Origin of the sequence: Mycobacterium talmoniae (assembly GCF_001854525.1) — a bacterium.
Lineage (GTDB): Bacteria > Actinomycetota > Actinomycetes > Mycobacteriales > Mycobacteriaceae > Mycobacterium > Mycobacterium talmoniae.
In genome coordinates, this window is sequence record NZ_MLQM01000174.1 from 1 (window position 1) to 11,480 (window position 11,480).

General features: G+C 71.5%; 10 protein-coding genes and 3 pseudogenes. 10 read left to right on the forward strand and 3 right to left on the reverse strand.

The features are described 5' to 3' along the window. A pseudogene (locus BKN37_RS22455) lies at nt 1-539 on the forward strand (hypothetical protein); the annotation flags it as partial. A gap of 10 nt (nt 540-549) precedes the next feature. After that, entirely contained in the window at nt 550-1,680 is a 1,131-nt protein-coding gene (locus BKN37_RS22460) for a glycosyltransferase family 4 protein (RefSeq protein ID WP_071029156.1), read from the forward strand. A gap of 13 nt (nt 1,681-1,693) precedes the next feature. On the opposite strand, the pseudogene BKN37_RS22465 reads toward BKN37_RS22460, so the two are convergent. Continuing rightward, nucleotides 1,694-3,492: pseudogene (locus BKN37_RS22465) on the reverse strand (AMP-dependent synthetase/ligase). Nucleotides 3,493-3,632: 140 nt separating this feature from the next. On the opposite strand from BKN37_RS22465, the gene BKN37_RS22470 reads away from it, so the two are divergent. The 5 genes from BKN37_RS22470 (at nt 3,633) to BKN37_RS22490 (ending at nt 7,032) form a co-directional block, all read left to right on the forward strand. Continuing rightward, the gene (locus tag BKN37_RS22470) at nt 3,633-4,031 is read left to right on the forward strand and encodes a polyketide cyclase / dehydrase and lipid transport (RefSeq protein ID WP_071029157.1); all 399 of its coding nucleotides are present in this window, start codon (nt 3,633-3,635) and stop codon (nt 4,029-4,031) included. 73 nt (nt 4,032-4,104) lie between these two features. After that, the gene (locus BKN37_RS22475) at nt 4,105-4,542 is read left to right on the forward strand and encodes an SRPBCC family protein (protein WP_071029158.1); all 438 of its coding nucleotides are present in this window, start codon (nt 4,105-4,107) and stop codon (nt 4,540-4,542) included. A 16-nt stretch (nt 4,543-4,558) separates the two neighbouring features. Continuing rightward, nucleotides 4,559-5,803: an ArsA family ATPase gene (locus BKN37_RS22480; RefSeq protein ID WP_423212828.1), complete on the forward strand. Its 1,245-nt coding sequence runs from the start codon at nt 4,559-4,561 to the stop codon at nt 5,801-5,803. Next, a complete protein-coding gene (locus BKN37_RS22485; protein WP_071029160.1) occupies nt 5,800-6,165 on the forward strand; it encodes a hypothetical protein in 366 nt (121 codons plus the stop codon). The genes BKN37_RS22480 and BKN37_RS22485 overlap by 4 nt, the downstream gene beginning before the upstream one ends. 141 nt (nt 6,166-6,306) lie before the next feature. Beyond that, on the forward strand, nt 6,307-7,032 hold the full coding sequence (locus BKN37_RS22490; protein ID WP_071029161.1) for a lysophospholipid acyltransferase family protein: 726 nt from the start codon (nt 6,307-6,309) through the stop codon (nt 7,030-7,032). Here BKN37_RS22490 and BKN37_RS22495 read toward each other — a convergent pair. Further along, a complete protein-coding gene (locus BKN37_RS22495; RefSeq protein ID WP_083341976.1) occupies nt 7,029-8,300 on the reverse strand; it encodes a glycosyltransferase 87 family protein in 1,272 nt (423 codons plus the stop codon). The genes BKN37_RS22490 and BKN37_RS22495 overlap by 4 nt on opposite strands. Before the next feature lie 82 nt (nt 8,301-8,382). On the opposite strand from BKN37_RS22495, the gene BKN37_RS22500 reads away from it, so the two are divergent. Genes BKN37_RS22500 through BKN37_RS22510 form a run of 3 tightly spaced genes read left to right on the forward strand, consistent with a single transcriptional unit; the run spans nt 8,383 to nt 11,187 of the window. Then, nucleotides 8,383-9,267 (forward strand): hypothetical protein, encoded by an 885-nt coding sequence (locus BKN37_RS22500; protein WP_071029163.1) that lies wholly within the window; start codon nt 8,383-8,385, stop codon nt 9,265-9,267. Continuing rightward, on the forward strand, nt 9,264-9,755 hold the full coding sequence (locus BKN37_RS22505) for a polyadenylate-specific 3'-exoribonuclease AS (protein WP_071029164.1): 492 nt from the start codon (nt 9,264-9,266) through the stop codon (nt 9,753-9,755). Before BKN37_RS22500 ends, BKN37_RS22505 begins: the two co-directional genes overlap by 4 nt. 34 nt (nt 9,756-9,789) lie before the next feature. Then, nucleotides 9,790-11,187 (forward strand): class II 3-deoxy-7-phosphoheptulonate synthase, encoded by a 1,398-nt coding sequence (locus tag BKN37_RS22510; protein WP_071029165.1) that lies wholly within the window; start codon nt 9,790-9,792, stop codon nt 11,185-11,187. A 97-nt stretch (nt 11,188-11,284) separates the two neighbouring features. On the opposite strand, the pseudogene BKN37_RS22515 reads toward BKN37_RS22510, so the two are convergent. Further along, a pseudogene (locus BKN37_RS22515) lies at nt 11,285-11,480 on the reverse strand (protein kinase domain-containing protein); the annotation flags it as partial.

The window sequence follows — 11,480 nt, forward strand, 5'->3', positions numbered from 1 at the left end:
CCCACCAACGCCCCCCAACCCACCCACACAGCGCCCCGCCCCCCCCCAACGGGACAAAGGCGCCCCGGGCGACCGCCCAGCCCGCGGCCCGCGGGGCCGCGGCGGGAGAGGGGGTGGGGCGGGCGCCGGGGGCGGCCGCGGGGAGACCGGGGGCGCTCCGCCTGGTGCTCGGCCACGAGCTGTTCCATTACGCCGCCCGCCGCGACACCGCGCTGGACGCGCCGCGCTGGCTGACCGAGGGGGTGGCCGATTTCGTCGCCCGCCCCGCCGCCCCGCGGCCGGGCCGGGCCGCCGCCCCGCTGGCGTTGCCCACCGACGCCGACCTGGACGCCCCCGGGCCGCAGCGGACGCTGGCCTACGACCGGGCCTGGTGGTTCGCCCGGTTCGTCGCCGACAGCTACGGACCGGCCACGCTGCGCGAGCTCTACCTGGTCGCCTGCGGGGCCGGCCACCCCGATGCGGGCACCGCGGTGCGCACCGTGCTCGACGCCGACCTGCCCGACCTGCTGGCGCGCTGGCAGCGCTGGCTGACCGGCTAACGTACTCGGGGTGAGCCGGGTCCTGCTGGTAACCAACGACTTTCCGCCGCGACGCGGCGGCATCCAGTCCTACCTGGAAGAACTCGTGCGCCGGGTGGTGGCAAGCGGGGCGCACGACGTGACGGTGTACGCGCCGGCGTGGAAGGGCGCCGGCGCCTACGACGCGCGGGCCGGGTATCGGGTGGTGCGCCACCCGGGCACGCTGATGCTGCCCGGCCCCGGCGTCGACGCCCGGATGCGGCGGCTGATCGCCGACCACGGCGCCGACACCGTCTGGTTCGGCGCGGCGGCCCCGCTGGCGCTGCTGGCGCCCCGGGCCCGCCGGGCCGGCGCGACCCGGGTGCTGGCCAGCACCCACGGCCACGAGGTGGGCTGGTCGATGCTGCCGGGGGCCCGCTCGGCGCTGCGTCGCATCGGCGACCACACCGACGTGGTGACCTTCGTCAGCCGCTACACCCGGGCCCGGTTCGCCGCCGCGTTCGGCCCGGCGGCCGGCCTGGAGCACCTGCCGTCCGGGGTGGACACCGACCGGTTTGCGCCCGACCCGGCCGGCCGCGCCGAGCTGCGCGCCCGCTACCGGCTCGGTGCGCGCCCCACCGTGGTGTGCGTGTCCCGGCTGGTGCCCCGCAAGGGCCAGGACATGCTGATCCGGGCGCTGCCGGCGATCCGGCGCCGCGTCGACGGGGCCGCGCTGGTCATCGTTGGCGGCGGCCCGTACCTGGCGGCGCTGCGCCGGCTGGCGCAGCGGGTCGGGGTGGCCGAGCACGTGACGTTCACCGGCGGCGCGCCGACCGCCGAGCTGCCCGCCCACTACGGCATGGCGGACGTGTTCGCGATGCCGTGCCGCACCCGCGGCGCCGGCCTGGACGTGGAGGGGCTGGGCATCGTGTTCCTGGAGGCCTCGGCCACCGGGGTGCCGGTGGTGGCCGGCGACTCCGGTGGCGCCCCGGAAACCGTGCGGGACAACGAAACCGGGCTCGTGGTCGACGGCCGGTCGGTGCAGCAGGTCGCCGACGCGGTCGGCGGGCTGCTGGCCGATCCGGACCGGGCCGCGGCGATGGGCGCGGCCGGGCGGGACTGGGTGCTGGCGAACTGGCGGTGGGACACCCTGGCCGCCCGGCTGGCCGCGCTGCTGGGTTAGTCCGCGGGGGCTGCTACTTGGCGTAGATCGCCTCGATCTCGTCGGCGAACTTCTCGGCCACCACCTTGCGCTTGACCTTCATCGTCGGGGTCAGTTCGCCGGTGTCCTCGGTGAAATCCACCGGCAGGATCCGGAACTTGCGGATCGACTCGGCGTGCGACACGGCGGTGTTGGCCTGTTTGACCGCGGCCTCCACCTCGGCGACCAGGTCGGGGTCGGTGGTCAGATCGGCCACCGACGCGCCGCCGTCCTTGCCGTTGCGCTGCTTCCAGCCGTCGAACGCCTCGGGGTCGATGGTGATCAGGGCGCCGACGAACGGTTTGGCGTCGCCGACGGCCATCGCCTGGCTGATCAGCGGGTGCGCCCGCAGCTGGTCCTCGAGCACCGCCGGGGCGACGTTCTTGCCGCCGGCGGTGACGATGATCTCCTTCTTGCGGCCGGTGATGGTCAAAAAGCCGTCGGCGTCCACCGCGCCCAAGTCGCCGGTCTTGAACCAGCCGTCGGTCAGCGCCTCGGCGCTGGCCTGCTCGTTGCGCCAGTAGCCGGCAAACACCACCCCGCCGCGCACCAGCAGCTCGCCGTCGTCGGCGATGCGCATGCTGTTGCCCGGCAGCAACTTTCCGACGGTGCCGACCTTGAGGCCGCCGACCTGGTTGACGGTGATGGCCGCGCTGGTCTCGGTCAGGCCGTAGCCCTCGTAGATGGTCAGCCCGACGCCGCGGTAGAAGTGGCCCAGCCGCACCCCCAGCGGCCCGCCGCCGGAGATCGAGGCCCGGCAGTCACCGCCCAGCGCGGCGCGCAGCTTGTGGTAGACCAGCCGGTCGAACAGCGCGTGCTTGGCGCGCAGCACCAGCCCGGGGCCGCCGGCGTCGAGGGCCTCGCTCCAGTCCACCGCGGTCTGGGCGGCGGCCTGGAAGATCCGGCCCTTGCCGTCGTTGGCGGCGTTTTGCGCGGCGGTGTTGTACACCTTCTCGAACACCCGCGGCACCGACACCACCACCGTCGGTTTGAACACCGCGAACATCGGCACCAGATTCTTGATGTCGCTGGTGAATCCGACCGTGACCTGGTTGGCCAGCGCGGCCAGCGTGATCGCCCGGGCCAGCACATGCGCCAGCGGCAAGAAGATCAGCAGCCGTTCACCCTTGCGCAGCAGGGTCGGCAACACCTCCTTGGCGCCGCGGATCTCGTAGACCAGGTTGGCGTGGGTGAGCTGGCAGCCTTTGGGCCGGCCGGTGGTGCCCGAGGTGTAGATCAAGTGGCGGGGTCCTCGGCCCGCAGCGCCTCGGTCCGCTTGGCCAGCTCGCCCGGCTCGACCGCGGCGCCGGCCTCGGCGAGCTCGTCGAGCGCGTTGGGTCCCGCCCCGTCGATGGTCAGCACCCGCTGCAGCGCCGGCAGGTCGCCGGTGAGCCCGCCGGCCAGCGTGGTGTGCGCGTCGGTTTCGGCGATCAGCAGCACCGCCTCGGAGTCCTGCAGCACCCAGCGCACCTGGTCGGCCGAGGAGGTTTCGTAGATCGGCACGGTGACCGCGCCGACCGCCAGGATGGCCAGATCCAGGATCATCCACTCGTGCCGGGTCGCCGACAACACCGCGACCCGGTCCCCGGCCTGCACCCCCTGGGCGATCAAACCCAATGCCGTCGAGCGAATCTGGGCCACCGCCGCCGCGGCGGTGACGTCCGTCCAGGCCCCGTCGACCAAGTGTTGATAGAGCACGAAGTCGGGATCGTTGCGTTCGTGCTCGAATACCGTGGCGACGACGTTGTCACGCTCGTCGACGGTAAACGGAGCGGGGACACTGAACTCACGCACGTTGCTGACCTCTCCTGGGGTGCCGTTTTATGCTGACCAAGCCTAATGGGCGCCCGCCGCCAGCTGTGATGGTGTTCACGGTCGGCCGCGCAGGCGCGGGCCGGCGCGCCGCCGTACGGGGCATATGTGAAGGTAGGGCAATGAACAGCATCCAGGTCGCCGACCAGACCTACGTCGCGGCCGACGGCGTGCGGGTCGGTGCGGCGGTCGCCGACCCGGCGAGCTGGCGGCGGTGGTGGCCGGACTTGCGGCTCACGGTGGTCGAAGACCGCGCCGACAAGGGCATCAGGTGGTCGGTGACCGGGCCGCTGACCGGCACCATGGAGATCTGGCTGGAGCCGGTGCTGGACGGGGTGCTGCTGCACTACTTTCTGCACGCCGAGCCGTCCGGGGCGACCGCCCGCGACCTGGCCCGGATGAACCTGGCCAAGATGGTGCACCGCCGCCGGGTGGCCGGCAAGAAAATGGCGTTCGAAGTCAAGACGACCCTGGAACGGTCCCGGCCGGTGGGTGTGTCTCCGCTGGCGCTGACGCACTAAGGCCTAACCGGCGCCGCCGCAGGGAGGTACCGTTTGTCCCCGGGGCGGCAGGAAGTGATAGGGAAGCGACCAGGTGGCGGATAAGACGGCGCAGACGATCTACATCGACGCGGACCCGGGCACGGTGATGGACGTCATCGCCGACATCGGGTCCTACCCCGAATGGGTGTCCGAGTACACCCAGGCCGAGGTGCTGGAGACCGACGCCGACGGCTACCCGAAGGTGGCCCGGCTGGTGCTGGACGCCGCGGTCCTCAAGGACACCCTGGTGTTCTCCTACGACTGGCCGAAAGACCGCGGCTCGGTGCGCTGGTCGCTGGTGTCCGGTTCGCTGCTCAAGTCGCTCGACGGGGAATACCGGCTCACCCCCAAGGGGTCCGGCACCGAGGTCACCTACGAGCTCACGGTGGATTTGGCCATGCCGATGATCGGGCTGCTCAAACGCAAGGCGGAGCGCCGGATCACCGACACCGCGTTGAAGGACCTGAAGAAACGAGTCGAGGCTGAGTGAGTCTGCCGCATCCACCCTGGCGCGGATCAGTCTCTTCGTCGGCAAGGGTGGGGTAGGGAAGTCCACGCTGGCGGCGGCGACCGCCGTCGGCGATGCGCGCGCCGGCCGGCGGGTGCTGCTGGTGTCCACCGATCAGGCGCACTCGGTGGGCGATGTGCTCGGGGTCGCGGTGCCGCCCACCGGGCGGGGTGATCCGGTGCCGGTCGTCGTCGACGACGCCGGGATCGGGGCCGGCGCCGGCGTGCTGGACGCGTTGGCGCTGGACACCGCCGCGCTGCTGGAGGCGCGGTGGCGTGAGGTGGCCGCCATGTTCGACGAGCGGTTCCCCGACTCCGAGCTGGGCGCGGTTGCGCCCGAAGAACTCTCGGCGGTGCCCGGCATCCAGGAGATCCTCGGCCTGCACCGGGTGGGCGAGCTGGCCGCGGCGGGCCGGTGGGACCGCATCGTGGTCGACTGCGCCTCCACCGCCGACGCGCTGCGGATGCTGACCCTGCCCGCCACCGTCGAGTTCTACGTGGAGCGGGCCTGGCCGCGGCATCGGCGGCTGTCCGCCGGCGCCGAGGGCGCCGCGTCGGTCGCGGTGGTGGACCTGCTGGAGCGGGTCAACGCCGGCGTGCAGCGGCTGGGCGCGCTGCTGACCGACGGGCAGCGGGTGCGCGCGCACCTGGTGTTGACCGCGGAACGGGTGGTGGCCGCCGAGGCGGTGCGCACGCTGGGTTCGCTGGCGTTGATGGGCGTGCACGTCGCCGAGCTGATCGTCAATCAGGTTTTGGTGCAAGATGATTCCTACGAGTACCGCAACCTTCCCGACCATCCGGCGTTCGACTGGTACGCCGAGCGGATCGCCGAGCAGCGCGCGGTGCTCGACGAGCTGGACGCCGCCATCGGCGACGTGGCGCTGGTGCTGGCGCCGCACCTGGCCGGCGAACCGATCGGCCCCAAGGCGCTGGGGGAGCTGCTGGACACCGTGCGGCGCCGGGACGGCTCGCCGCCGCCGGGGCCGCTGCGGCCGGTGGTGGACCTGGAATCGGGGTCGGGACTGGGATCGGTGTACCGGTTGCGGCTAGAGTTGCCCCAGATCGATTCCGGCGCGCTGAGCTTGGGCCGGGTCGACGACGACCTGATCATCAGCGCCGGCGGGATGCGGCGCAGGGTACGGCTGGCGTCGGTGCTGCGGCGCTGCACGGTGCTAGACGCCACGCTGCGCGGCACCGAGCTGACGGTGCGGTTCCGACCCGACCCGGAGGTGTGGCCCCAATGACTCGCGTGCACCCCGACTTAGGTGAGTTGGGGCCCGAGTTGCGCAAACTCGCGCAGGCCATCCTGGACGGGATCGACCCGGCGCTGCGGACCGCGGCGGCGCTGGCCGCGGCCGGCGACCCGGGTAAATGCCAGCAGGTGTGGTGCCCGGTGTGCGCGCTGGCCGCGGTGGTCAGCGGCGAACAACACCCGCTGCTGACCGTCATCGCCGAGCACAGCACCGCGCTGCTGGCGGTCATCCGGGCCATGGTCGCCGACGTCGACGGGCCCCGCGACCAACCACCGCCGCCGGACGGCCCGCCCGGCGGGGAACCCACCGACAAGAGCCGGTATCAGCCCATCCCGGTCATCGTCCAGGATTGACCGGGCCGGCGGTAGCGGCGACCGACGCACAAACCGACGGCCCGGCGCCGCATTTCGGCGCCGGTGAGCTGTGGTGGCATCCACAGTCGGTGGGTAAGGTTGTTCCAGAGCACGGTCCGGTGCGGGCAAGCGGGAGGGTCCATGTGGTATTGGCTGTTCAAGTACATTCTCCTGGGCCCACTGCTTGCCCTGCTTGGCCGGCCAAAAGTCGAAGGGTTGGAAAACGTCCCGGACGACGGGGCGGTCATCCTGGCCAGCAACCACCTGGCCGTGATGGACAGCTTCTACCTGCCGCTGGTGGTGCGGCGGCGGATCACCTTCTTGGCGAAGTCGGAGTATTTCACCGGCACCGGGCTCAAGGGCTGGTTTAACCGCTGGTTCTACACCGCCGTCGGGCAGGTGCCGATCGACCGCACCAACGCCGACGCCGCCCAGGCCGCGCTGGACACCGCCCAGCGACTGCTCGACGACGGCAAACTGCTGGGCATGTACCCGGAGGGCACCCGCTCCCCGGACGGCCGGCTGTACAAGGGCAAGACCGGGTTGGCGCGGCTGGCGCTGCAAACCGGGGTTCCGGTGATCCCGGTGGCGATGATCGGCACCAACGTGGTCAACCCGCCGGGCACCAAGATGTTGCGGTTCGGCCGGGTCACCGTGCGGTTCGGCCAGCCGATGGACTTCTCCCGGTTCGACGGGCTGGCCGGCAACCGGTTCATCGAACGCGCGGTCATCGACGAGGTGGTCTACGAGCTGATGCGGCTGTCCGGTCAGGAATACGTCGACATTTACGCGGCCAGCCTCAAAAACGGCGACGGTGACCCGTCCGGCCGGTCGGCCACCCGGATCCCGGAGACCGCGGCCGGCTAGCCGGCCAGCCGGGCCGGGGCCGGGTCCGCGGCGACGCCGGGCTCCTCGACGCGGGCGGTGACCGCCAGGCCGGCGGTCACCAGCACCGCCAGCGCCCACCACACGTAGGACGCCCCGATCAGCTGCTGGGTCAGGTTGGAGTCGGCCAGCAGCAACCGGATCGGCGACCAGCGCATCAGGGCCAGCCCGGCGGCGGCCAACCCGAGCAGCGCCGGGCTGCGGCGCCGGTAACCCAGCACCCCGAGGATCACGATCGTCGGCAACGACCACACCCAGTGATGCGACCACGACACCGGGGAGACCAGCAGCCCGAACAGCGCCACCGCCATCAGCGCCAGCGTCGGCTGCTCGGCGGCCAGCACCCGGCGCACCGCCCATCCGGTGAGCACCAGCGTCGCCACGCACACCGCCAGCCACAGCAGCAGGTACGGGCCGCCGCTGAAACCCATCCGGGCCAGGATCCCGGTGAAGTTCTGGTTGGTGTTCAGTGCGGTGTCGCCGATCCGGTTGGTGTGGAACACCGTCTTGGTCCAGTACTCGACGGAGTCGCGGGGCGCTGCCGCGAACGCCGCCAGGATCGTGGCCGCCAGGGTGGCCAGCGCGGTCAGCGCGGCCCGACGGTCGCGGCGCAACAGGAAATACAGCAAGAACACGGCCGGGGTCAGCTTCACCGCGATCGCCAGCCCCAGCAGCATGCCGCGGGGCCACCGGGTGCGTTGCGGCAGGCAGTCGGCGATGACCAACGTCATCAGCACCGCGTTGATCTGGCCGTAGCCGAAGTTGGACATGATCGGTTCCATGTTCAGCCAGATCGCGGCCGCGACGATCGCGGTGGCCAGCACGGTGCGCCGCCACCACACCGGCCCGCCGGGCACCGCGGCGTCGGTGCACACCCCCAGGGCGCTCAGCACGATCGCGGTCGACACCACCAGCAGCACCGTCGAGATGACCGTCAGCGCGGCGGCCGCCCCGCCCAGCGACACCCAGGTGAACGGGGTGAACAGCACGGCGGCCATCGGCGGATAGGTGAACGGCAGCGACGTTTCCTTGACCCCGGTGCGAAACAGCGCGTTGCCGTACAGGTGCTGGCCGTCGCGCCAGGCCTGGGCGCCCATCCGGTAGACGTCGATGTCGATGCGGTACGGCGTGTACCCGATCACCCGCCAGGTGGCGTACCCCAACGCCAGCACCGCCAGCACGGCTAAGGCCCGCCACGCACCCCCGCGCCCGCGCCAACGGCCCACGTCGGGCGACCGCGATGTACTCATGTCGCTCGACAGCCTATCCGCTGCCCGCGCCATGCCGAATGTGATCCGGGCGTGGTGTCGCCGTTGGGCGTACGTTTCTTAGGTGCTCGAGTGGTTCCAGCAGGACATCGTCAACCGCGGCCGACTGCCGTTGTTGTGCTGCCTGGTCGCGTTCATCCTGACGTTCCTGGTGACCCGGACCACGGTCCGCTACGTCCGGCGCCGCGCCGGCAGCGATGCCCCGCGCAAATGGTGGCAGCCGCGCAATATCTACGTCGGCTCGGTGCATATCCACCACGTGGTGTTCGGGATCATTTTGGCGCTGCTGTCCGGGGTGACGCTGGTGGCGCTGTCCAACCACGGGCGCGACTTCCAATTCATCGCCGCGGCCACCGTCTTCGGGATCGGGGCGGCGCTGGTGCTCGACGAGTATGCGCTGATCTTGCACCTGGCCGACGTGTACTGGGAGGAGGACGGGCGCTCGTCGGTGGACGCGGTGTTCGCCGCCGTCGCGGTGACCGGGCTGCTGGTGCTGGGCTTTCACCCGCTGACCTTCCTGCTGGCGGTGTGGCACGACACCCACTCCGACGTGATCCGGGCGGCGGTGATCGCCGGGGTGGTGACCACGCTGCCGCTGGCGGTGCTGGTGGTGCTCAAGGGCAAGGTGTGGACCGGGCTGATCGGGATGTTCTTTTTCCCGCTGCTGGTCATCGGGGCGGCCCGGTTGTCGCGTCCGCACGCCCCCTGGGCCCGGTTCCGCTACAGCCACCGGCCCGAGCGGATGCGGCGCGCCCTGCAGCGGGAACGCAAGCTGCGCCGGCCGGTGGTGCGCGCCAAACTGTGGCTGCAGGAGGCGATCGCCGGCTCGCCGCACCGGCCCGATGAGGTCGCGGTGGACGCGCAGCTGGACCGCGAGGTGCACGCCGCGCCGCCGCCGACCGGGCCGCTGCCGATCCTGCGGCGCACCCCCGAGGGCTCGCCGCGGTGAGGTATTTCTACGACACCGAATTCATCGAGGACGGCCGCACCATCGAGCTGATCTCGATCGGGGTGGCCGCCGAGGACGGCCGCGAATACTACGGGATCTCCACCGAATTCGACCCGGCCCGGGCCGGGCGCTGGGTGCGCACCCATGTGCTGCCCAAGCTGCCGTCGCCGGCGTCGCCGCTGTGGCGTTCCCGGCAGCAGATCCGCGCCGATTTGGAGGCGTTCCTGCGTGTCGACGGCGGCGCGCCGATCGAGCTGTGGGCCTGGGTCGGCGCCTACGACCACGTGGTGCTGTGCCAGCTGTGGGGGGCGATGCCCGACCTGCCCGCGCCGATGCCGCGGTTCACCCGTGACCTGCGGCAGCTGTGGGAGGACCGGGGCTGCCCGCCGCTGCCGCCGCGGCCGGCCGACACCCACGACGCGCTCGTCGACGCCCGCGAACAGCTGCGCCGCTACCGGGTGATCACGGGGGAGGAGCGTTCGCCCTGATCACGGGCCCGCACCGCCCGGCTACCATGTACGGGTGAACTGGACCGTGGACGTACCGATCGACCAGCTGCCGCCGCTGCCGCCGCTGCCGGCCGAGCTGCGGGCGCGGCTGGATGCGGCGCTGGCCAAACCGGCCGCCCAGCAGCCCAGCTGGCCGGCCGAGCAGGCCGCCGCGATGCGCACGGTGCTGGAAAGCGTGCCGCCGATCACGGTGCCCTCCGAGATCGTCCGGCTGCAGGCGCAGCTGGCCCAGGTCGCCCGCGGGGAGGCGTTTTTGCTGCAGGGCGGCGACTGCGCGGAGACCTTCGTCGACAACACCGAACCGCACATCAAGGCCAATATCCGCACCCTGCTGCAGATGGCGGTGGTGCTCACCTACGGCGCCAGCCTGCCGGTGGTCAAGGTGGCCCGCATCGCCGGCCAGTACGCCAAACCCCGCTCGGCCGACATCGACGCGCTGGGCCTGAAGTCCTACCGCGGCGACATGGTTAACGGTTTCGCCCCCGACGCCGCGGTCCGCGAACACGACCCGTCCCGGCTGGTGCGCGCCTACGCCAACGCCAGCGCGGCGATGAACCTGGTGCGGGCGCTGACGTCGTCGGGCCTGGCGTCGCTGCAGCTGGTGCACGACTGGAACCGCGAATTCGTCCGCACCTCCCCGGCCGGGGCCCGCTACGAGGCGCTGGCCAGCGAAATCGACCGGGGCCTGAAGTTCATGGACGCCTGCGGGGTGGCCGACCGCGAACTGCAGACCGCCGAGATCTACGCCAGCCACGAGGCGCTGGTGCTCGACTATGAGCGGGCCATGCTGCGGATGTCCAACGCCGAGTACGGCGAAAACGGCAAGCCGCAGCTGTATGACCTGTCCGCGCACTACATCTGGATCGGGGAGCGCACCCGCCAGCTGGACGGCGCCCACATCGCGTTCGCCGAGGTGGTCGCCAACCCGATCGGCGTCAAGATCGGCCCGACCACCACCCCCGAGCAGGCCGTCGAATACGTCGAACGCCTCGACCCGCACCACCAGCCGGGCCGGCTGACCCTGGTCAGCCGGCTGGGCAACGCCAAGGTGCGCGATCTGCTGCCGCCGATCATCGAGAAGGTGCAGGCCACCGGGCATCAGGTGATCTGGCAGTGCGACCCGATGCACGGCAACACCCACGAGGCGTCCACCGGCTACAAGACCCGGCACTTCGACCGCATCGTCGACGAGGTGCAGGGCTTCTTCGAGGTGCACCGGGCGCTGGGCACCCACCCGGGCGGCATCCACGTCGAAATCACCGGCGAGGACGTCACCGAGTGCCTCGGTGGCGCCCAAGACATTTCGGACTCGGATCTGGCCGGCCGCTACGAAACCACCTGCGACCCGCGGCTGAACACCCAGCAGTCGCTGGAGTTGGCGTTCTTGGTCGCCGAAATGCTGCGCGACTAAGCCACCTGGTTGCGCCGAGTGTGGGGTTGAGCCACGCTCGCGACGCGATCGCGTGGCTCAACCCCACACTCACGGCCAGCACGGCCAGCACACCGGGTCACAGCAGGGCGCTGAGGTGGCTGCCGAGGGTCCAGGCCACCGCGGCGACCAGCCCGGTCAGCGCCAGCAGCACCGCCAGCCAGATCACCACCATCCGCCGGGCGTGCTGGCGTTCGAAGGCGAACTCGCTCAGCTCGATCCCGGCGAATTGACCTGACACCGCCGCATAGTCGTCGTCTTCGTCGGCGGGGGCG

Coding starts and splice junctions, on each gene's coding strand:
- BKN37_RS22470 (WP_071029157.1), top strand. CDS start 3,633: ATGAACAGCATCCAGGTCGCCGACCAGACCTACGTCGCGGCCGACGGC.
- BKN37_RS22485 (WP_071029160.1), top strand. CDS start 5,800: ATGACTCGCGTGCACCCCGACTTAGGTGAGTTGGGGCCCGAGTTGCGC.
- BKN37_RS22490 (WP_071029161.1), top strand. CDS start 6,307: ATGTGGTATTGGCTGTTCAAGTACATTCTCCTGGGCCCACTGCTTGCC.
- BKN37_RS22495 (WP_083341976.1), bottom strand. CDS start 8,300: ATGAGTACATCGCGGTCGCCCGACGTGGGCCGTTGGCGCGGGCGCGGG.